17 protein-coding genes are annotated in these 22,084 nt (G+C 54.2%); 8 read left to right on the forward strand and 9 right to left on the reverse strand.

The annotated features are described in order from the left end of the window. Positions 1-99: 99 nt before the first annotated feature. The 3 genes from M9H61_RS08620 to M9H61_RS08630 all read left to right on the forward strand — a co-directional run bounded on the left by M9H61_RS08620 (position 100) and on the right by M9H61_RS08630 (position 7,427). Positions 100-2,604, forward strand: coding sequence for a tectonin domain-containing protein (locus M9H61_RS08620; protein WP_250284595.1), 2,505 nt, complete (start codon positions 100-102; stop codon positions 2,602-2,604). A 458-nt stretch (positions 2,605-3,062) separates the two neighbouring features. Continuing rightward, positions 3,063-4,784, forward strand: coding sequence for a hypothetical protein (locus M9H61_RS08625; protein ID WP_250284596.1), 1,722 nt, complete (start codon positions 3,063-3,065; stop codon positions 4,782-4,784). A 36-nt stretch (positions 4,785-4,820) separates the two neighbouring features. Then, on the forward strand, positions 4,821-7,427 hold the full coding sequence (locus tag M9H61_RS08630) for a tectonin domain-containing protein (RefSeq protein WP_250284598.1): 2,607 nt from the start codon (positions 4,821-4,823) through the stop codon (positions 7,425-7,427). Between the two features lie 267 nt (positions 7,428-7,694). Here M9H61_RS08630 and M9H61_RS08635 read toward each other — a convergent pair whose 3' ends face one another. Next, positions 7,695-8,546: a hypothetical protein gene (locus M9H61_RS08635; protein ID WP_250284601.1), complete on the reverse strand. Its 852-nt coding sequence runs from the start codon at positions 8,544-8,546 to the stop codon at positions 7,695-7,697. Positions 8,547-8,781: 235 nt separating this feature from the next. Between M9H61_RS08635 and M9H61_RS08640 the strand changes: the two genes are divergently transcribed. The 3 genes from M9H61_RS08640 (at position 8,782) to M9H61_RS08650 (ending at position 11,134) form a co-directional block, all read left to right on the forward strand. Beyond that, on the forward strand, positions 8,782-9,258 hold the full coding sequence (locus tag M9H61_RS08640; RefSeq protein WP_233433128.1) for a sigma-70 family RNA polymerase sigma factor: 477 nt from the start codon (positions 8,782-8,784) through the stop codon (positions 9,256-9,258). After that, complete coding sequence (locus M9H61_RS08645) at positions 9,255-10,031, forward strand: hypothetical protein (RefSeq protein ID WP_250284603.1); 777 nt, start codon at positions 9,255-9,257, stop codon at positions 10,029-10,031. The genes M9H61_RS08640 and M9H61_RS08645 overlap by 4 nt, the downstream gene beginning before the upstream one ends. Positions 10,032-10,138: 107 nt before the next feature. Next, positions 10,139-11,134, forward strand: a complete 996-nt coding sequence (locus M9H61_RS08650) for a hypothetical protein (RefSeq protein WP_250284605.1) — start codon at positions 10,139-10,141, stop codon at positions 11,132-11,134. Between the two features lie 63 nt (positions 11,135-11,197). Here M9H61_RS08650 and M9H61_RS08655 read toward each other — a convergent pair whose 3' ends face one another. The 5 genes from M9H61_RS08655 to M9H61_RS08675 all read right to left on the reverse strand — a co-directional run bounded on the left by M9H61_RS08655 (position 11,198) and on the right by M9H61_RS08675 (position 16,277). Next, a complete protein-coding gene (locus M9H61_RS08655) occupies positions 11,198-11,956 on the reverse strand; it encodes an ABC transporter substrate-binding protein (protein WP_250284607.1) in 759 nt (252 codons plus the stop codon). Positions 11,957-12,132: 176 nt separating this feature from the next. Beyond that, a complete protein-coding gene (locus M9H61_RS08660) occupies positions 12,133-12,996 on the reverse strand; it encodes a pirin family protein (RefSeq protein ID WP_068517508.1) in 864 nt (287 codons plus the stop codon). A gap of 178 nt (positions 12,997-13,174) precedes the next feature. Beyond that, positions 13,175-13,777 (reverse strand): NAD(P)H:quinone oxidoreductase, encoded by a 603-nt coding sequence (wrbA, locus tag M9H61_RS08665; protein ID WP_068517507.1) that lies wholly within the window; start codon positions 13,775-13,777, stop codon positions 13,175-13,177. A 127-nt stretch (positions 13,778-13,904) separates the two neighbouring features. Next, a complete protein-coding gene (gene glpQ, locus M9H61_RS08670; protein ID WP_250284609.1) occupies positions 13,905-14,954 on the reverse strand; it encodes a glycerophosphodiester phosphodiesterase in 1,050 nt (349 codons plus the stop codon). Between the two features lie 135 nt (positions 14,955-15,089). After that, entirely contained in the window at positions 15,090-16,277 is a 1,188-nt protein-coding gene (locus M9H61_RS08675) for a VWA domain-containing protein (RefSeq protein ID WP_250284610.1), read from the reverse strand. Positions 16,278-16,454: 177 nt separating this feature from the next. On the opposite strand from M9H61_RS08675, the gene M9H61_RS08680 reads away from it, so the two are divergent. Then, positions 16,455-16,976: an isoprenylcysteine carboxylmethyltransferase family protein gene (locus M9H61_RS08680; RefSeq protein WP_250284613.1), complete on the forward strand. Its 522-nt coding sequence runs from the start codon at positions 16,455-16,457 to the stop codon at positions 16,974-16,976. Positions 16,977-16,996: 20 nt separating this feature from the next. Here M9H61_RS08680 and M9H61_RS08685 read toward each other — a convergent pair whose 3' ends face one another. Both M9H61_RS08685 and M9H61_RS08690 read right to left on the reverse strand, forming a co-directional pair. Further along, positions 16,997-17,845: a MoxR family ATPase gene (locus tag M9H61_RS08685; protein WP_068517503.1), complete on the reverse strand. Its 849-nt coding sequence runs from the start codon at positions 17,843-17,845 to the stop codon at positions 16,997-16,999. Positions 17,846-17,942: 97 nt separating this feature from the next. Beyond that, positions 17,943-18,929, reverse strand: coding sequence for a helix-turn-helix transcriptional regulator (locus M9H61_RS08690; protein WP_250284614.1), 987 nt, complete (start codon positions 18,927-18,929; stop codon positions 17,943-17,945). A 245-nt stretch (positions 18,930-19,174) separates the two neighbouring features. Here M9H61_RS08690 and M9H61_RS08695 point away from each other — a divergent pair, with 245 nt between their 5' ends. Then, positions 19,175-19,894, forward strand: coding sequence for a hypothetical protein (locus M9H61_RS08695; RefSeq protein ID WP_068517501.1), 720 nt, complete (start codon positions 19,175-19,177; stop codon positions 19,892-19,894). A gap of 329 nt (positions 19,895-20,223) precedes the next feature. Here the strand turns inward: M9H61_RS08695 and M9H61_RS08700 are convergent, their stop codons facing one another. After that, positions 20,224-21,729, reverse strand: a complete 1,506-nt coding sequence (locus M9H61_RS08700; protein WP_250284616.1) for an autotransporter outer membrane beta-barrel domain-containing protein — start codon at positions 21,727-21,729, stop codon at positions 20,224-20,226. Between the last annotated feature and the right edge of the window lie 355 nt (positions 21,730-22,084).

A 22,084-nucleotide genomic window follows, 5' to 3' on the forward strand; every position in this document is an offset into this window, starting at 1 on the left:
GGCAGCCCTTATGGCAGTTGCACCATGACCTTGTCTGCTTTGACCGCAGTCAGGGGACAACAGTGATATCGCGCGCGTTGTTTGCTTGAGGATGGATCCATGGAAAGCTGTTTCAAGTCTGGTCACATAGTGTGGCGGGCATTGCTTCTTGTAACTGTGTTTGCCGCCAGCATTCTGGCAAGTTCATCAAATGCAGCAGCGCAACAAACCCAAGCAGCCTTTTCTGAACCGGGTCATGCCCTTTGCGGCGCACTGGATTTACGCACAAATACCCTCTTGCCTCCCTGTGAATTCAGCAAAGCCACCAAAACTGGCAAGGCCGTTGGCGAGTGCCCGCGTGGATCATTCTTTGACATCGGGACCTGGTCGTGCTTCTCATGCCCGGCCGGTTATAATCGGACCGGTTTTGCCGTAGATACGCCCAAGGCCTGTTCAAAGCAGGTATCAACCCAATACAAACCGGCAACGCGTATCGGTTCACACAAATCCTGCCCGTCCGGTTCGTTCAAAGACCTGCGAAATGGTGGCGAATGCTGGTCGTGCCCGGCAGGCTTTCGCCGTACCTGGTCACCTGTGGATGCATGGGATGCCTGTGGCAAGTTTGGTCAATCGGCCCGTCGTGCAGAATTCATTGACCGGGTGTGCCCGGAAGGCACGATTACCGACCTCAATGGCAGTTGCTATACCTGCCCCGAAGGTTTTCTCCGTACAGCAGCGGCTGTAACGGCCGGCAATGCATGTTTACGAAATGAAAGTTTGATGCCCGCTGAGAAAACAGCGGCCCTAACCTGCAAAGCGGGTGAAATTTTCGATTTTATTGATGGCGGCACCTGCTGGACCTGCCCTAAAGATTCAGTAAGGTCCATTTTTAGTGTCAAGTCGAACGAAGCTTGTGAACATACGACCATGCGTTGGCAAGCTGCCGAACGTACCCCGAACGGCCTTTTTGGGATCCCAGGTGGACACGAGATCGCAGCAGAGGTCATTGCTGAACGTAAGCGCGTTGATGCGGCAAGTGAAAAGTTCATCTCAGACTCGAAGATGAACAAAAGCGATGCCGAAGCATATCGGATTGAAGTGTGGAAACAGATACAAGATGCACCTGAAACATCCCCGGAGCTTAAAGGGGCTGTGTACGATCATATATTCGAAGTGATCCAGCGTGGCGCGAAGACAAAACCAGAAAGGGACATGGTCGCCTATATTGCAGCTTATGTGCAAGACACCCGCAAGTTATCAGCGTCCGAGATGAAACTTGTAATGGAAAGTTGGCAAAAGGGCCTGAGAGCCAAAATAGAGTCACGTCCATCGGTCGGCTCGAACATATACGATACCGGTATTGCACCACCTGACCTTCGTATTGCCATCAGTTCGATCATGCATCTTGGGCCGGCGGCAGGATTCACTTTGCTTTATCTCGGAGGCACCGCGGCAGAAGCACTTTCGCCTGCATTCAAGCAGCTGGCCGGTCGCATAGCCCTTCAAATGCTGCCTTATCGCGCCAAAGAAATCTTTCAAGGCGTTACTATCGGTAGCTCAGGGTTCATGGGTGCTGCACTCGCCCCATTGGTAGGCATGGGCGTCGCATCTGTCCTTGTATCAATCGCGACGGACATCGCGATTGAACAAAACAAGCAGGAAGCGCTCGTCAATGATGCACTCGCCGTCGCACAGCGTCCGGTCATTCTTGCCCGCCTACTTAAAACTGACGACGGACGGAACGAAGTTGCAAACAACTGGGCTTTGATGACCCAGGAGCCAATCAAGCCGAATACTGCGCTTTGGGCACGCTTGATGCCGAGCAAGACCTCGACGAATACTGTGCCGAGGGTTGTTCTTGACGGTGAAAAAGTGATCGTAGGCGCGCCCGACATCCCGGTCATCCCGATGGCGCAGATTAATGCAATCACGACGACAACCACCGCCGGTACAAATGGCAGCGATGGTTGGGAAAGCGTGTCAGGCAAAGCCACCGACATTGCCATTGGCACCGATGGCACGGCCTATGTAATTAGCCCGACCAAAGTCAACAGTAGCGGCTATCAGATATATAAACGCGAGAGCACGGCGAATAAATGGACCAAACTTCCAGGGGCCGGATACCGGATTGCTGTTTCAGATACGACGGCCTGGGTTATCAATCTCCGCGGTCAGATCTACTCCCAGTCCGGTTCCAATTGGCAACATGTTAGTGGCCCGCAAGCCAAGGATATCGGTGCCAGCGCCAAAGGCGTGTGGATCGTCGATTTCAAAGGGAAAATCCATAAACGCGAAGGCAATGGATGGAAAAACGTTCCCGGAATAGCGTCGCGTATCGACATTGATCAGGATGGTCGGCCATGGGCGGTCGACGAGAAAGGGAGTATCTGGGTCCACAGCAACAACCTGCAATGGCAAAGATTGCCAGGCCAGGGCATTGATGTGGCCGTCGACGTCCCCGGCAAGGCCACGGTGATTGATAAATCTGGCAACATCTTTGTCTATGACGGCACGAAACGAAATTGGGTTGCGACTTCCCGGGAAGAGGACGCCCAAGCAATCGGTGCCGGTGGTGGACAGGTATGGCGGGTTACCAAAAATAACGACATTTACCGACTGCGCTGACGACCACCGGCAAGAGTGCCGACGCGATCTCGGCTTTGGCACTCTTGCCGGTTTTCAACTTTACATTTTTGGATCATCCGGTGCGGATTGCCTGCTTTCACCGAAAGGCAGTGCGTCTGACATCGGCCATATCCGGGACAATTGATCGGGGCACATCGGTTTTGATCACACATCGTCTGATTTTTGTGGGGAAATGACGGTTGCGGGACTTAACGAAAAAATTCAAGCGAAGCCAGTTGCTTGGGACATCGCTTCGCGGCGCATTGATTTTATCAACAATTCTGGTCGCGGGGTGTCAAACTGCGGGTTTGACACCGGGTCACTCTTTGGGGTTCGGCACTGCTGCGTCATCGACGCATGACCGCACGCAACAATCATCCTTTACACAATCAGCTGCTTCGCAAGATGCCGTTCAGGTTTTGGTACGCCAAAGTATCGAGGCACTGGAAGCCCGAAAGATGGATGAAGCTTCACGGCTGATCAATCTGGCCCTGAAGCTTGATGTCACCAACCCGGATTTGCAGTTTCTGAACGGACTAACCTATCACCTGATGGGGGTTCAGGGTGACGCCAGCAAGTTTGATCTGGCAGAACAGGGTTACAAGCAGGCGCTGAAATTTGATCCGGGAAATCTTTCGGCGACATATCAGCTGGGCCTTCTCTATATGGATCAGCGGCGCTATGGCCTGGCACAGGGATATTTCGCAGCGGTCGCCCTTCATCGCGATGACGACCCGTCCGTTCTCTACAGCCTGGCCTCTGCATCCTATTACGCCCGGGACCCGAGAACTTCCGAAGCTGCCCTGAAGCGATTGCTTGCAGTCGCACCGGAAGCAAGACAACAGCCCGAAATTCTCAAGGCAACGGCCTTGTCCCTGGCGGCAATGGATGATCGTGCCGGGGCATCGGCCTTTGTCTCGGCCTATCGCGACGCAGTCATGGGACCGGAAAGCGTTGCCTATCTTGAACGTCGTATTCAGGGCTGGCAGTCGTTTTATGACAGCGACGCCAAAATTCTGATGGCCCAGTACGGGAATGATCCGTATGGCAGCGATCCTTACGGATCAAGCAACCCATATGGTCAAAGCAGCCCGTATGGCGCGGATCCCTATGGATCGTCATCTGATCCCTATAGCGCACCACAACCCGGGCAATACAACGCCAACGACCCGATGCAGCAGGGCTTTGCCGATTCCAGCATGGTTGTGGTGGATGTCGTCCTGATCGGCACGCAGGAAGACGTGCGCAATTCACGCGGCATCAACCTTCTGAACGGTTTGCAGCTGCAATTCGGGGATCCGCTGACCGGGACCGCCGGTTTTGGCTATGGATCAACCAGAACCAAGGATTATCTTGATACCGGGCTTGAACAAAGCACCCAGACAATCACCCGGGCCATCAGCATTCCCGCCGTCACATATTCACTGAACATCGCCAATTCCGCCGATGCCAACAATCAGGTTCTGGCAAAGCCGAGTTTGGTGGCCCAGGCCGGACAAACGTCGGAATTTTTCTCTGGCACTGAAATTCTGGCCGCTGCGGTTTCGGGGGGGAATGGTGACAGTGTTTCGGTGCAAAAGGAGGTCGGCGTCAAACTGGCGGTGACGCCTGAAATCCTGCCCGATGACATGATCCGGTTGCATGTGGTCGCAGAACGGACCTTCCTGACGGACCCGTCCAACTCGGTTGTGTTTGAATTTCGTCTCGACACCACCAAAACCAATGTCAATTCGACCGTCACGATGAAATTCGGTGAAACCCTTGTTCTGGGCGGGCTGAGTGAACGCGAAACATCGAAATCTGCGGACGGTGTGCCGGGATTGATGGATGTGCCGATCCTTAATCTGTTGTTTTCGCAGCGTGTCGAACGCCAGTTCGAAAGATCGGTCCTTATTCTGATGACCCCGCGCCGTCCCCATTACACCCGCCGCGCCCAGGCAGATCGCGATGTCACGATCGAGGAAATGTCGGATCTTGAACGCGATATCGAACGTCTTCAGCATCGCCACAAGGACTGGTTCACCCCGCGTGCGACGTTCAACGAAGTGATCGAAAAACTGCAAGGTCGCGAATTCTTCGAAGAATTCAGGTCCGGGGACGTCAAAGTTCATTCCTGGCAAAATGACGCCAGCAACCAGAAACACATCGCGATGGTGCAGAACCGATTGCTTGGTGAATAGCATTTGTTTTCGAAAACGGTGATGCGAGGTTACCCAATGACGCTGCTGTTCATGCGGTCCTGTGTTGTTCTGCTTTGTATCGCATTTGCGACCATTCATCCGATATCGCACCTGCATGCGCAAAACAGCCCCGCATCCCAAAACTGGACCCGTTTGCCGGGCACAGCTGTCGATATATCGATCAACAGCGACGGGCAGGCCTATGTCGTTGCCCCGGATGGCACACCATGGCGCTGGGATGCCGAGGAACAGCGCTGGCGTAAAATGTCGGGGGATTTTGTCCGGATTTCCGCCGCAGAAGGAAACCGGCCCTGGGCTGTCAGTTCTGACGGCGTTGTTTATCGCTATAACGGGCTGTGGTGGGAAAACAAGGATACCGACGTTGTGGATGTGGCCGCCGATACGCTTGGCAATGTCTATATTGCCAAGGTTGATGGTGCGCTCAAAAAATGGAACCCGTTGCGCAGCGAATGGCGACAGGTTGACGGGACAGCGTATCGCATTGCGCTCGACATGACTGGCAATCCCTGGGCAGTTGCCCGGGACGGGCGGGTTCGTTCCTTTGACGGCAAGGACTGGATCAACATGCCCGGCCGCGCAACCGACATCGCAATTGGCGGCAACAATGCGGTGGTGATCGTCGATGCCGAAGGCCAGATCAGGATGTGGGACCCTGCGCGACGCAGTTGGCGTATTGTCGCCGGGGTCGATGGCGCAAAAGCCACCGCCGCCGCCCCTGATGGCGGCCCATGGGCCGTTATCGAAGGCGGTGCCATCATGGCGACAACCTTGCTGGTCGCCCCCGAAAAGATCAAGACCGAAAAAGGACGGGCACCGCAAAGCCGGGCGCCCCAGGCCGTTGCCCCTGTCGAAAACGCCCCCGAAGCCGTCGCATCCGGGGTTGCCGCAACACCAATATCACCACCAGGTGCCGTGCCCCCGCCCCCGGCTGTCGCGGCACCGTCAAGCGCCCCTGTTCCGGTCCCTGGCATCGTAAGCGCATCTGATGTGTCCGCCGATGCTGCGGGAAATGGGGCAAGTCAGGGCGCTAGCAGAACAGTCGCCCCGTCAGGCGGCAATGATCCGGTGCTTGATCCGGCAACCATCACAACCAGCGAAGATATTACTTTTACCGATACCCGGCAGACCGCAAAGGTCGTTTCAATCGGACGGGACGGAAGTGTGTTTGGCCTTGATGCTGGCGGAAGCATTTATCGCTGGTCCAACAGTCGTCGCCGGTTTGAAGATTTTCCGGGAACGCTGGTGCGCATTGCTGTTGATGCCGATGGCAACCCGTGGGGCATTTCCACCTTGGGCCGGGTATTTCGCCATACAGGAAATCTTTGGAAACAAATTCCCGGTGCGACCGGGTCAGACATCGCGATTGGCGGGGACGGATCGGTGGTGATCGCCGATGCCAGCGGAAATTTATCCAAACTGAATGACACAATGACCCGGTTCGATCGCATTCCCGGCCAGGGTATTTCGGTTGCGGTTGCCCCCGAAGGAACCCCGTGGACCATCCGTTCTGACGGGCTGGTACAAAGATGCGATACATCGCCATGCAAGATCATCCGGCAACGGGCCAAAAACATCTCGATCGGTCCGGATGGCAGCGTCTATGTGGTGTCAGATACCCAGTTTCTGATGCGACTGGCTGCGAATGGCGAAGATTTCGAAGTTGTCCTGACGCCGGGCCATATTCCGGAAAGTGTCGCGGTCGGACCGAACGGCTTTCCCTGGGTGGTGACCAAAGATACCCATGTTCTGGCCTCGAAATTCTTTGACCGGGACGAACAGGCAGACCGTCGCATTGCCGCATCCACCGCCGGGGATACCACCGGCAGCGGCAATACAGCCGCCGTTGTCGATATCCCGTCAGACAACGCTTTTACATTTTCAAAAAACATAACCTTTGAAACATTTACCACGGACCTGAATACGGTTGATGCAATGACCGTCGGACAAAATGACGGTTTCTACATATTTGGCTCGCCACTTTCGCAAGGGGCGAAACAGTTATTGAAGTTCAACACCAAGACCAAAAAGTTTGAGCAAGTTTCCCTGTCATTCAGTCAGGACCTGATCGTGTTCGATGTGGCAAGTGATGACAGCATCTGGACCAATGGAAACAGTTCGAGTTCGATTTACAGACTGTCATCGAACGGCACTGTCCAGCGCACCTATTCCGTCACATCAGGCAATATCAGAGACCTTTCGATCGGGTCGGATGGCACGGTGTATGTCGTTATTGACGACAGGCTTTATCACCTTAAACCGGGAACAAACGCGTTTACCAAATTCAACAATGATGATGTCCGCAAGGTTGCCGTTGGCCGCGCTGGTGATTTGTGGATTGCCGATGCCAACAACATCGTACAGCAATTTACCGGAACCAGGTTCGAAAACCGCCCGTTGGGCCAAAGCACCAAGATCGAGGATATCGGCGCCGGGTCGGACGGCAGCATCTATGTCACGGTGTTGGATGGGAACGCGTATGTGCTGAAAAAATGGAATGCCACCAACAGCTCGTTTGACAAGGTCAACAACATCAATGCCGACAAGGTCGACGTGCTTTCCGATGGCCGCCCCTGGATCACAGATACCAACAGTAATACGGATGCAAAACGCGCCAAGGACTAGGTGCGGTGTTTCCAACCAATTTATTGTCAACAAAATCATTACCCAATTGCAGATCAACCCAACCTGAAAATGGCTGAACTTATACTGGTCCATCGACAAACTGGATGAACGTCCGGCAGCAGTAGAGGTCTGATCAATCCGGTTCTGTCTGTTTGGTCCGAACAAAAAGGACCCCGTCGGCCGGGGGACCTGACGGGGTTTCCAGTTTTGCGACCCGGATACGGGCCGCGGCGGTCAAAGCAGGATCAGCTGCCTTGAATGGGATTATTATGCGGCAGTTTCGCCGGTATCTCCGGTGTCACCGGTATCTCCAGTGTCACCGGTATCGCCTGTATCGCCCGTGTCTCCCGTATCGCCGGTATTCCCAGTATCCCCAGTATCCCCAGTATCGCCGGTGTCACCCGTATCACCAGTGTCCGGTTCGCCATCGTCTGGCGTATCGACATCATCACCAGCGTCGGGACGGGTCAGTTCTTTCCAGCCATGGGTAATGATTTCCTGTTCGACATCAGGATCAACGTCAGGACCAGCCGGTGCGCCAAAGACACGCTGGATACCGGGAGGAAGCGCACCCGCAAGACCCGGTGCGTTGGTAATGCCACGTGGCATCGATTTTCCATTAAGCTCGGCTTCCTCGCCTTCTTCACCTTCGTCGGTTGTCGCAGCACTACGACCTAAACCATTGGACTGAAGACCCAGGCTCTTTGCATTGGACCGTGCAGCGGCACTGTTGCCCGGACCATCCGCGCTATCGCCATTTCCGTTACCACCGCCATTACCATTGCCACCAGCATTGCCGCTGTTACCCGGACCATCGGGGCCGCCAGAACCGCTGTCGCCATTCGCGCCACCGCCGTTGCCGCCACCATTACCATTTCCGTTGCCGCCGCCATTGCCACCGGAATTACCGTTGCCATTGCCGCCACCGTTTCCGTTTCCACCGCCATTACCGTTGCCGCCGCCATTGCCATTACCTTGCGCAAAGGCTGCGTTATCGGTCAGATCCATTTTCGAGAGATCAAAAGAGACCGGCGCGGCAATCAACGCAAAAGCGCCAAAACCAAGGATTCCGGCCGTCACAATCTTGGTGCGAAGTGATTTTTTCATTTCGGTCGTCATCTTCAGGCTCCTGTCCATTGTCCGGGATTTCGCATTGTTTGCAGGGACAACGCACCGGCTGAACAATTTCTTCCGCCCCCCGGCAAATAATTTCCAAATATTTTTTTTCATCTGTGACGGAAGAAATAGCCACATGCGGGCGTTATCTAGACAACAGGACCACAAATTCGGAAATGGGACTTTTGGTTTGGAGACTGCACTTCGCTCAGAATTGACCGGCCTACTCCCGCGTGCCATGCGATTTGCAAGGTCTCTGACTCGCGATACGGTGGCTGCAGAGGATCTGGTGCAAACTGCTTATATCAAGGCCGTCGAACGTATTGATCAGTTTGAGCCTGGCACCCGGCTTGACAGTTGGCTGTATCGCATCATCCAGACAAGCTGGATCGATGAGAAACGTCGCGACCAAAGACGCGGCAATGTTGTTTCATTTGAAGATGCCCGTGACACCGTCATGCCCATGCAAAAACATGGCGGAACCGACCGGATCTTTTTGCAATCTGCCATGGCATCACTGGTCGAAGATCAGCGTGCGGCCATGACACTGGTTTTGATTGAAGGATACAGCTATCGCGAAGCTGCTGACATTCTGGGCGTGCCCGATGGAACCGTGATGAGCCGTGTTGCACGGGCCCGCAAGACACTTGCCGCCCTGCATGACGATGATAGCAATTTGACAAATAATGACGGCATCCAAAGAGGTTCGCCATGACCACTGAACTTATGGAACAGGACTACATTCTGTTGTCAGCCTATATCGACGGCGAACTTGCACCGGCCGAGTGCCAAAAGCTTGAAGACCGGATCGCCAATTGCCCGGAGCTGAGCCGCCAGTTTAATATCATGGCCGGACAGGCAGTTGTTCTGCGCAACCAGTCCAATCGACTTCTTGATGATCACGTCTATCCGGAGCTGAGCAAAAGCATCCAGGATATCCTTGATCAGAAGCCGGTTGAAAAACGTGGCACCATGCATGACGCAGGCAATGTGCATCCGGGACCACGTGCCGCGAACAACAATAATGCAATCTGGACCGGTATCGGTGCGGCCGCCGCTGTCCTGATCGCATTCGTTGGTGGTAACTGGTTTAACGAAAATCTTGTCAATGACCCGCAGGCAAGCGGATCACAAAACGCGGCACAAATGACGGCCTTTTCCCCGATCGGCAATCCGGTTCTTGATCAGGAAATCAGCCTGACTTTGGAAAAGACACTCAGCGGTGAAATTCGCCATGTAGCACTGGATAGCGACCAGAAAGGCGGTTCCGAAACTTTGATTGAGCCCCTTCGAACCTTCAGACAAGGAGGCCGTTTCTGCCGCGAATACCAGGTCAGCTTCGCCGGTGACCGGATAACGGGCAGTGAAACAGCTTTCTACGGGCGGGCATGTCGTACCGGCGAAGGTCAATGGGAAACGGTTTATCGCCTGATCCCGGGCGTTGATTTGCCTGATCTGGAGCCGCCCGCACCAGATCATAAATTGTAATTGCCCGGTTGGGACGAAGGCTGGGCTTCGTCCTTGTCTGTCATGCTCAACGACACAACAAAACACGACGCAAATATCGACCAAAAAGAATAAGCAGGATCAGGACTATGAAGATGCCGACACTTTCGCGTCACTTCGGGGCGCTTTCATGCGTTTTGGGCCTTTCATCATTGGGGGCCTGTCAGACCCTTGATGATTTTGGTGCCAAGCTGAATGAACTGAATGACGGCATGGGGCAATATGCCGAGAAGACGGTAAATACCGGTCCCGCACTGGCGCCTGCCACCCTCCCCGATTTCGGAATTGGTGATGCCTTTGTCTTTGACAGTGGTCGTGCCATCTATGTCGAAAAAATAAGCGGCGATAACTTTGTCTGGAATGGTGGTGGCGACTATCGCTTTGAAACCAGTGCCGATTTCACCGGCCCCAATCTGGAATGGTCCTATACCGACAAGGAAGACCGCAAACGGTCGGGTACCACAAAGATTAAGGAGGGCTCGCAATCCCTGTGGCCACTTGAATATGACAAGATGGTTCGGATTTCGACCAAGTCGGAAAACATCGATCCTGACACCGGCAAAGTCAACAGCTATGACCAGTGGCTGACCTGCAAGGTGCCCGCAACCGAACGGATCGAAGTCCCTGCCGGCACCTTTGACACCTATGTCATCGAATGTTCGCGCTATTATAAGCAGTGGTGGATGCAAACCACCAAATGGTGGTATGCGCCCGAGATCGGCTTTTATGTCAAACGTGATCGTTCCTGGAATTCGGGAACCGATCATAGCGAGGAACTTCTGACCTATGGCCCCGCACCAACAAAAATAGCGAAAAACGCACAGGAGCAGTTGGCCAAAACCGTTCAAACCGCACTTGAGAACAATAACTCGGGCGACGCAGAAAAAACGCATGCCGGATCAATCGAGATTGTGGTCACCCCCATCAAAACCGTTCAAACCGACAAAGGCATCTGGTGCAGAACGTATCGTCAAGAATTGACCGCCCGCAAACGCACCAGCCAACAGGTCAAATCGGCGTGCCGTACGGAAACGGGTTGGGTGATTGAAGATCAGGTTGCTGAAGTCAAGACAACAGAGATGTGAAATCGGCCGGTGCCTTGAACTGGATGGAAGCCGGATCAGGCGCATTTTCGACTGCCCTGCCCGTCAATATTCCGCCGTGGCCAGGATGCTGTCCAGTTCGCCGCTTTGACGTAGTTGCAACAAGCCAACATTGAAATCGGCGATGATTTTTGCCGCATCTGCATTGTTTTTGCCGACAATGAAATGAAGCGGCATGTCCGACAGGCCTTCTTCGATATGGCCGAAATCGTCAAAGGACAGTCCGGCGGCCTGAATTGCGCCCAGGGCTTCGGGGATCGGGCTGATGACGCTGTCAACGCGCCCGGCATCAAGCAGTTTGAAACAGGTTTTCATATCGGGTGGCGACACGCGTTTTGCCTGTCCATTGCCAAAAAGCCGCCCGGCATAGCCAAGTTCGGCATAGCCCAGCGGCAGGCACAGGCTTTTGCCCAGAAGATCGACCTTGTCATCAAAACGTACCCCGTTGCGCGAATACCAGCCATAGGCCTTAAGGCTGGTGATCGGGTCGGAAAACAGCACCGATTTGGCACGGGTACGGGTAAAGGCATAGGGGAATGTACCATCGACATTTCCCTCGACCGTCAATTCATATCCCTTAAGCCATGAACGCCAGATGATGGTGACGGTTTCATATCCGGCGCGTTCGAACACCGTGCGCACGATCTCGGTAACAATGCCGCCACCGGCAATATCGCGGTCGGTAAAGGGGGGAAAGGCATCGCCGGTGACAAAGCGCAACTCCCTGGCCTGGGCGGAGACGGCAAGGATGCTCCCCCACAGGATCAAAACCCATTTCAATGCGCGCCAGAGCGACCTGTTCATGCGGATCGCTATCCTTTTGTTGCGTTCCTTTTACAGGTTAGACAGCAGGGGCGCGGTTTCAAGGCAACGGCCCCGCACCCGATGCTATCCTTTAGCCGCATGCAAAACGCCCTGATCACGAAAATCAGGGCGTTTTGCGTTGAATTCATCGGGAAATTTTTTCGATCAGCGCATCATCACGATGCCGCCTTGCGCACGAAAGTGCCGCGCTGATAATCGTCAAAGGCCTGCATGAGTTCCTGTTTGCTGCTCATGACGAACGGGCCATAGCGGACCACCTGTTCATTGATCGGACGGGCGGCAATCACCAGCATACGCCCGCCGTCCGAGCCGCCCTTAAGGGTCACGCCATCACCATCGTCAAGAATGGCCAGATGATGGGTCGGCACATCCTTGCCGCCAACCACCGCATCGCCGATAAAGACATAAACCACCGCAGTGTGCCCTTTGGGCAGCGGCACGGTGACTTCGGCCCCGGCATCAAGTTTGGCATCGACAAAGACCGGATCGGTCGAAATGCCGTTGATCGGCCCGGTTGCCCCATGCATCGATCCCGCAAGCAAGCGCAATTGCGCACCCGCCACCGGTTCGATTTCCGGTAATTCATCGGGTTCCATATTCTGATAGCGCGGATCAATCATCTTGTCCTTGGCCGGCAAATTGATCCAAAGCTGGAAGCCCTGCAAAAGACCATTTTCCTGTTCGGGTGTCTCGGAATGGACGATGCCGCTGCCGGCTGTCATCCATTGTCCGCCGCCCGACCGCAGGATGCCTTCATTGCCCATGCTGTCCTTATGGCGCATGGCCCCTTCGACCATGTAGGTCACGGTTTCAAAACCGCGATGGGGATGTTCGGGAAAGCCCGCAATATATTCATCGGGATTGTCGGTCGACAGGGAATCAAGCATCAGAAACGGATCAAGCATATCAAGCTGCGGCGTTCCGATTGACCGTTTCAGCGACACCCCCGCACCATCAGATGTATCCATGGCGCGCAAAACCCGTTTGACGGCGCGTGCATTTGCCACTGTGTCAGACATGTCAAATCTCCTGTGCGTGCCGGTGCAGCCACCGGGTGAACTTCATATCCATCACTGTCGCACAAAACTGTCGCCAAACAAGACGTAATCAGGCATCTGATTGTTTACCAGGCGGCAACAAAAAAAATGGCAGCACCGGAATCCGGCACTGCCATTTGATCGTGATAAAACCGAAAAATCAGCCTGCCAGCTTGGCAGCGAGTTCGGCAACGTGTTTGCCCTGGAACTTGGCAATATCAAGTTCGTTTTCAGACGGCTGACGCGATCCGTCCGCCCCGGCAAGCGTTGTTGCACCATAGGGCGAACCACCGGTAATTTCGTCCATATTGGTCAGGCCCGAACAGCTATAGGGCACACCGACAATCACCATGCCATGATGCAAAAGCGTCGTATGGGTCGAGGTGATGGTGGTTTCCTGACCGCCATGCTGGGTGCCGGTCGATGCAAACACCGAACCGATTTTGCCAATCAATGCACCCTTGGCCCAAAGACCGCCGGTCTGATCAAGGAAATTGCGCATCTGGGCGGACATGTTGCCAAAGCGGGTCGGCACGCCAAAGATGATGGCATCATATTCCGGAAGATCGGAAACGGATGCGACCGGTGCCACCTGATCAAGTTTCGCGCCGGCGGCCTTGGCCGCATCTTCGGGCATGATTTCAGGAACGCGTTTGACATCGACCTGCGTTCCGGCAACGCCACGTGCGCCTTCTGCCACGGCATTTGCCATGGTTTCGATGTGACCATACATCGAATAATAAAGAACCAGTACCTTTGCCATTTCTGCCTCCTTGGTTGAATTTCATGAACAGCAATGATGACTTGCCTGTGCCTGTCTGATAACGCTCAGATTGGAAACAGACTGCTTCGAAAATCGAAAATATCGAGCGAACCGGCGCGCCGACCGGTCAGGATGCCGGATTGCGCGCCAGGAACTGGACAACCTGATCAGGGAAATCGGTGAAAATGCCATTGATCCCGGCATCGTCAAAAATCGCGGTCAGGGCAATGTTCATATCCCCCGCCCATTTCGGCAGCTGATCGGCACGCAGGGTATAGGGATGAACAAGCAGTTGCGCGCGCTGGGCGGCAATCAGGGTCGGGGTCATGGTGGCCTTGCCATTTTCACCAAGGCCTGAAATCACTTGTGGCAACCACGGACCGATACCGTCGACCACCTTGGCCATTTCAACAATGCCTTCGCCCGATTTCAGATAGTCATAATCGGTTCCCGCCGGTGCGCCCCAGCGGTTCTCGCCCAGAAGCTGCACCAGCTTGCCCTGGTAATGCAGTTCGTTGCGAATACGCTGGGTCTCGGCCCAGTCAAAACATTGCACAAACGAATTCGAATTCGGGTTGTTATAGCCCCATTTTTCAAGAACCGAGATCACGGTTTTGGCAATATCCAGACCTTCGCCACGATGGAATGCCGGGTCCTTGATTTCCGGATAAATGCCGACATCGCGGCCGGTCGAATGATTAAGACCCTGGATAAGTTTGATTTCTTCTTCAAGGGTCGGGATTTCAAACATGGCGAAATCACCGGGGAAGCGGTTTTCATAGACCTGCTTGCCGCTATCGGCCTTGAACCGTTCGGTCACCGTCAGGGATTTGAGCTCCGCCAGGGTGAAATCAATCACGTAATAGCGCCCGTCATCCCGTTTGCGATCGGGGAATTTGCGGGCAACGTCGGTGGTTGTATCAAGATGAATATCATGCAGGACCACAGGGACCCCGTCCTTGGACAGCACCACATCCTGTTCGATGTAATCAGCCCCCATGCCATAGGCCAGTGCCTTGGCCGGAAGTGTATGTTCGGGCAAATAGCCCGATGCGCCACGATGGGCGATCACGACCTGCTCTGCCTGAATATCCTGCGCCTGGGCCAGGCTGACAGAACCAGCCATCAACAGCCCGACGGCCAGAACACTCGACTTGATCAAATTTTTCACCGGCATCCCAGATTTCCTTTTTATCACGGCCCCTTTTTCGGGGTTTCTGGACTATAGGCGCGGTTTCACGGCTCAGAAATCCCTGTCGGGCATCCCGAGGCAATCTTCATGAAACTGTTACTCTATCCGGGTAACGCGGGCCTAGCGGTTAAGTTCCCCGGTCATGCGATCCAATCCATCAAGCGTCAGCGGAAACATCCGGCCTTCCATCAATTTATGCATGATCTGGATCGACTGATGATGACGCCACCAGTTTTCCGGTTGCGGGTTGATCCAGGCCGCATGGGTGAAATGTTCAAGCAGTCTTTGCATCCAGACCGCACCGGCTTCCTCGTTCCAGTGTTCCACCGCCCCGCCGGGATAGGTGATTTCATAGGGGCTCATGGTTGCATCCCCGACGATCACCAGCTTGTAATCGGCACCATAGGTATTGATCACATCCCATGTTGAAACCTGTTCGTTCCAGCGACGGGCATTGTCCTTCCACAACCCTTCATAGGGGCAGTTGTGGAAGTAGTAATATTCCAGATGCTTGAACTCGGTTTTGACCGCGGAAAACAGTTCCTCGCAGACCTTGATGTGATCATCCATCGATCCGCCAACATCAAACAGCATCAGCACCTTGACCGCGTTATGGCGTTCCGGGCGCATTTGCACATCAAGCCATCCCTGACGTGCGGTTGATGTGATGGTACCGGGCAGATCAAGCTCGTCCGCCGCCCCGGTCCGCGCCCATTTGCGCAAACGACGCAGGGCCACCTTGATATTGCGCGTGCCGATTTCGACACTGTCATCAAGGTTCCTGAATTCGCGCTTGTCCCAGACCTTGACCGCGCGCCGATGCCGGGATTTGTCCTGTCCGATCCGCACCCCTTCGGGGTTATAGCCATAGGCACCAAACGGCGATGTTCCGGCCGTGCCGATCCATTTATTGCCGCCCTGATGGCGGCCCTTTTGTTCTTCAAGACGCTGTTTAAGCGTCTCCATCAGTTTTTCCCAACCGCCAAGGGCTTCGATTTCGGCTTTTTCCTCGTCAGTCAGGAATTTCTCGGCCAGTTTGCGCAGCCATTCTTCGGGGATATCAGTTTGGGCAACTTCGTCCATGCCCGCAGCCAGATCGGCAATGCCTTTGAAATGTTCGGAAAACACCCTGTCGAACTTATCAAGATGGCGCTCATCCTTCACCAGGGCCGCACGCGCCAGATAATAGAAATCCTCGACCGAATAGCCCGCCAGTCCCTTTTCCACCGCCTCAAGCAGCGTCAGATATTCGCGCAGCGACACAGGAATACGGACATCCTTGAGCTTATAGAAGAAGCTGGTGAACATTACTTACACCCCGATCCAGCAGAAGCAAAAAGGCGCGACTGAAACTTTTGCGATACAAAACATCAATCCATGCAACCCACTTCTGGACAAGTCAGTCCCCATCGGGCACTTTGCGCCCGCACATACCGGGCGTGATTGCCGCGGCTTATCAAAAACAAACGCACGAGCATTCTTTTCATGACTGATTTTCTGTATGGCTTTGTTGCCATTGCCATCATTGCCCGATTGGTTTCCTTGGCCATTTCCAAACGAAACGAAGCGCGTTTGCGTGCGGCCGGCGCCACCGAATATGATGTTGCCACCACACGCATTCTGACCATCGCCCATGTCGGATTTTATGTTGCCTGCATTATCGAAAGCGAATTCAAAGCAGCCCCGATCAGCACCATGACCTATGCCGGAATTGCGATCTGGACGGTTTCGATCATCATGCTTGCAGGCGTGATTGCCACGCTGCGTGACCTTTGGACGGTCAAGCTTTTCATCTCGCCCAATCACGAGATCCGCACCAGCATCCTTTATAAAATCTGCAAGCATCCCAATTACTTCCTGAATATCGCCCCTGAGCTGATCGGCTTTGGCCTGGCCCTTCAGGCATGGGGAACACTCATTGTCGGTTTGCCGGTTTACGCCGCCATCCTGTGGCGTCGTATTCGGGCGGAAGAAGCGGCAATGAAGGCAACCTTCCCGGCCTATTAAGGCCGGGAACCACCGCGCATCTAACGTCCTTCGCGACGCGCCATAAAGGCCAGCCGTTCAAACAGATGCACGTCCTGCTCGTTTTTAAGCAACGCCCCATGAAGGGGCGGCACGGCTGTTTTGGCATCCTTGGCGCGCAGGGCCTCGGGCGGAAGGTCCTCGGCCATCAGAAGCTTCAACCAGTCCAGAAGCTCGGACGTTGACGGCTTTTTCTTGAGCCCCGAAACCTCGCGGATGTCATAGAAAAGGTTAAGCGCCTCGGCGACCAGACGTTTCTGAATACCGGGATAATGGACCTCGATAATCTCGGCCATGGTATCGGCATCGGGAAAGCGGATATAATGGAAGAAACAGCGTCGCAGGAAGGCGTCTGGCAATTCCTTTTCATTGTTTGACGTGATGATCACGATCGGGCGATTGGTCGCCTTGACCGTTTGCTGGGTCTCGTAAACAAAGAATTCCATGCGATCGAGTTCCTGCAACAGATCGTTGGGAAACTCGATATCGGCCTTGTCGATCTCGTCAATCAGCAGAACCGGGGCTTCACCCTCGGCCTCGAATGCTTCCCACAGCTTGCCCTTGACGATGTAATTGGCAATGTCATGAACGCGTTCGTCGCCCAACTGGCTGTCGCGCAGACGCGAAACCGCATCATATTCATAAAGCCCCTGCTGGGCGCGGGTGGTGGATTTGATCGACCAGGTGATCAGTTTTTTGCCCAGTGATTTGGCAATTTCTTCGGCCAGCACCGTCTTGCCGGTACCGGGCTCACCCTTGACCAAAAGTGGACGCTGCAACGTGATCGCGGCATTGACCGCCACCATCAGATCTTCGGTTGCGACGTAATTTTCCGTACCCTGAAACTTCATTTTTGCCCTGCAACATAAGTTGACGTTTACGTTAACCTAGGGGGTTAAAGCGACTTGAGCAAGAGGGCAAAGATATGCGGGAACCCCAGAACCACAATCACCCGCTGCTGCGGTTAAGTGCCTGAGCGGGGCTTTCGCCGTACCAGTCACGATAGGATCGTGAGAAATTGCTGACATGGTTAAACCCGACAGCGGCTGCGACCTGTTTGACGTTGCTATCACCAGTTGCCAGAAGCTCCTTGGCCCGCTCCATACGTTTGGAACGGACGAAATCAGCGCATGTCTTGCCGGTTTCCAACTTGAACAAGCTGTTCAACCGGCTTTCGGTCATGCCTGCGGCAATTGCAAGTTGCGCAACGGAAAGCGGAGCTGCCAGATCATTGGTGATCTTTGAAATTGCCTCTTCCGTAACAGTCTGCTCAAGAACACTTGGTTCCGGCGTCTTTTCACTGCCTGCGCACAGCAGGCAATAGGCATCAATCATCTCAGCCAGAAACAGGGTCGACAAACCTTCAAGCTTGAACTTGCGGCCCAAACCGGTCATTTGCGCCGAGAACATTGCACTGACGATACTTCTGATCTTGTTGTTCAGGGCAAGCGGTCTGACATCAATTACATCGTGACTATCAGAAAGAAACGGCGTTAGGGCATCTGGCATCCCGTCACCAAATCGGGCACGCAATGCATCAAGGTCAATGGTCACCCCGGCATGGCGGATCAATTGCCCACCGGGTAGGAAATATCTGGTGCCGGGCGGGTCTACCCGCATCATCAATCCGGTTTCGGGCGACATGGTATGTTTCTGGCCATCCGGACATTCAAAATCGTGACGCCCCAGAATGTTAACCGACCCGGCCAACCATCCGGGTGGCAAGGCATTTTGCACATCAAATCTGGAATCATCGCGGACATTGATCTCCGCACGGTGCAAACAAATGCCATTGCTAAAATCAATGCGTTCAAGACGCCCGCTGACACCGGGCAATTCGAACAAATCACCGTCGGCAAGACGTAGCTCACCAATATCTGCATCCGGTTCATGGCCCGATACAAAGCCAAAACCGTCTCCGGCCTGTTCGTCCATCCGTCCCATCCCCAACCTGCCCTTACCAAAATTGTCGCCAGATCACATACGTGCCAAACGATCATATCGTTGATGTTGTTATCATTCCCGGACAGGGTTACTTGTGACTACTGTCACGTCAAGCATCAGCGTTCCATGTTCCCCGGACGACAATACACCTGTCTTCAACCTGCCCGTTTGGACAGTTTTTTATTTCTTTTCATGGCATTAGTATCTGGCAAAACAGGATCAGGGGACAACAAACGATGCAAACGAAATTACTGGCGATCGGGCTTGCGATGCTGCTGTCAGCCTGCCTTGCCACAGTCGACAACCAGTTCCAGAACGATTTTCCAGTCGGGAAAGTGGTGCAGGACAAAGTAACCATGCCACAAGGCGATGTGGTACTGCCGCCCGGTGACTGGACTGTTCTTGCCAACGAACTTTACCGCAACAACAACTACCATCCTTTCGGGAACATGGTTTTGGGCCGGATTGACGATCAGAAGTTCTTGCGCGGTTTTATCACCATCTCCAGCCCGCTCAGCGTTCCGATCAGATATTCGTTCTATTCTTCGTCCTTCTGTAATCCAAATGTGACTTTGCTGTATCACCAGACCAATGCCAATGTCGATTTGGGCAATCAGAGCTGCTTTAGCGTCAAAAAGAAAACCATCAGTGCCTTTGCCAATTTCGATGATTTTGTGAAAGTCGGCACAAGCAATCTTTACGCGATGGATGTTGATCGCCCCTATGACATGATCAGCGCCGAATTCCGCATCACACGGCGCAATAAATTCCTGGTTGTCGAGTATGGCTTTGACTACCGGCAGGACGCCGCCGAAATGGCACCTGGCTATGAAACAGGCGAAGAAATCTCGCTACCGCGTGCATTCTCTCCCAAAGAGAAAACCGAAAATGCTGAAGCTGTTATTCGTTGGGCACGGGCCAATGCCGAACGGATCGAAACGGAATTTCTCGACTAGGATCAGGGGATAAAAACGAAAGCCGCTGCCTGTATTCACGTAACGCTTTTAACCCTGATCAATCCACGCCACCACCGCGTGAAACCGGCACCACAACCGGCGCATTCTGACGGGCGACTTCGGCCCAAGGCCATGTATCGGATTGCCAGCGTCATCAATCAGGTCAGGTTAACCTCGGAGGTATTTGCGCGCAGATGTCTGGCAGTCCGGTGAGTGCGCACTCAAAATCCCCGGCGCGCAATCATCTTGCGGACACCGGCGACGTGTTTCACGCCGCCGGTGTCAAAGATGCGTCTGTATCAAATATACCGGTTTGAGATGCCCCATCCCTAGAATGCAAGAGTGATATTGATCTCTGCGACTGTTTCGCGAGACGAAACCGCATTGGTGTGGGTCAGGTTAACTTCGGTGCTAAATGCTTCATCTTCGGCGGTGAAGGTAAAACCGGTCCCGAATGTCTGACCGCTGTCGGGGGTGAAGTTACTGCGAACATAGGGCGAAACGACACCAAGTGAAGCGCCCTCGCTGCCATTGACGCTAAATGCATACGCGATCAGGCCACCAATGGTGTATTCGCTATAATCATCGGTGCCCAATTGCTGTTCACCTTCGATAGAACCGGAAAGCCCGGTTGCACCGGATATGATGCGAAGCCCCCCGCCCAGATTGAATGCCGTCTTGTCACCGTTTGTTTCATCAGTCATGTCATAGACGAAATCTGTTTTGGCGAATGGCTGCAAGATTGTCTCTGCGGCATCAAAGCTATAGGCCGCCTCGATCCCCGGCTTGAGACGGCGGGTGTTGGACACGGTTTTGCCGACCTGTGTGCTGTCACTTTCGGTATAGGCATCAACGGTTTTGCGCGCCGCCATGAAGCTGACATTGACGGTCACATCCAGTGGCAATGTTTCTGACGGACGCATGGCATATGCCCCGCTGAGCGACCCGAACCACATATCTGACTCTGTATCGCCCGTGACCGAACTATCGCGGCTAAGGTCAATATCGCCAAGGCTGTAGCCAATAATGCTCGAAAGCGTCACGCCTGCGGCCGGCTGATAGACAATATAGGGCGAAAGCGTCCAGTTGGTTTCATCGTAATAACCGGAATTGTAGGTCGTGGTCAGGGCCGTTTGCGAATATCCCATCGAGATACCGCCGACCAGTTCCGGGCGCAAACGCACATCAAACCCCAGATTATAGCCCCACACATCCCCGTCATAGCGGCTGTCGCCCGCGGCATTGTTCCGGTCATTGTTAACCGAGGTATAAGACCCGTGTCCCCAGACCGTATAACCCTGCTGTGCCAGCAGACCCAGGCTTTGCTCGATCCCGCGCAGCGGATCATCGCCCGCGTTTGCATCACCGGCCGCTGACAGCGTGGTTTGCGAGCTGTCAAACGAGGCCTGCATGGCCAATTCACGCAGCGAGGTGCCACGCGACTTCATCACCATCGCTGGCTTGGCCAGGGTCTTCGAACCGGTATGGCCCGAGAAACTGCTGGACGAAGGTTGATCACCGGTCGTCGGAGCAGGCACACCACCCGTATTGGGTGCTGCGACACCACCCGTGGTGGGGGCCCGCGAAATGGCAAGAACGCGTGCCTCGAAATTCTTGCCAACAACCGCCGCCTGAGACCGCGATACAGAAGCCTGCAATTCGTGGGATATAGATTCGTTCGATGACGATGACGATGATTCGTCATCAGGAAGCGAAACACTGGCAGAGGTAATATCAACGTCAGTCCCGACAACCGTGAAGTTTACCGTCATTGTGGCGACAACACCGGCGGAAACATTGGCCTTGAGAGTGTTTGCATAGGTTCCAGGGGCCACAGACCCGTCATTACATGTCCCCCCGGCCGTCACCGTACCCAAATCACCGATGGTACATCCGAGATGATCTGTAAGCTGCGGTATCTCATCTAAACTGCTATCGCCAAAGAATTGGGCGTTATTGACTCCGCCAGATGTCACAAACAGAATATCACCTGTGTTCTGGGTTTGCGTATTATTGGCAATGGTGCACGTCTTGTTCGCAGCAGAATAAAGAACAGATGTTACGGTTGACGGGTTATCGGCAGCGGCACCGGTGCAAGTAACGGTTGCGGCATGAACGCTGCTTGGCGCCATGCCGAGGCCGGCAACAAGACAAAATATTGTCAGAACAAACAAATTCCGGACGAAATCC

The organism is Thalassospira sp. GO-4 (assembly GCF_023588965.1).
Lineage (GTDB): Bacteria > Pseudomonadota > Alphaproteobacteria > Rhodospirillales > Thalassospiraceae > Thalassospira > Thalassospira povalilytica.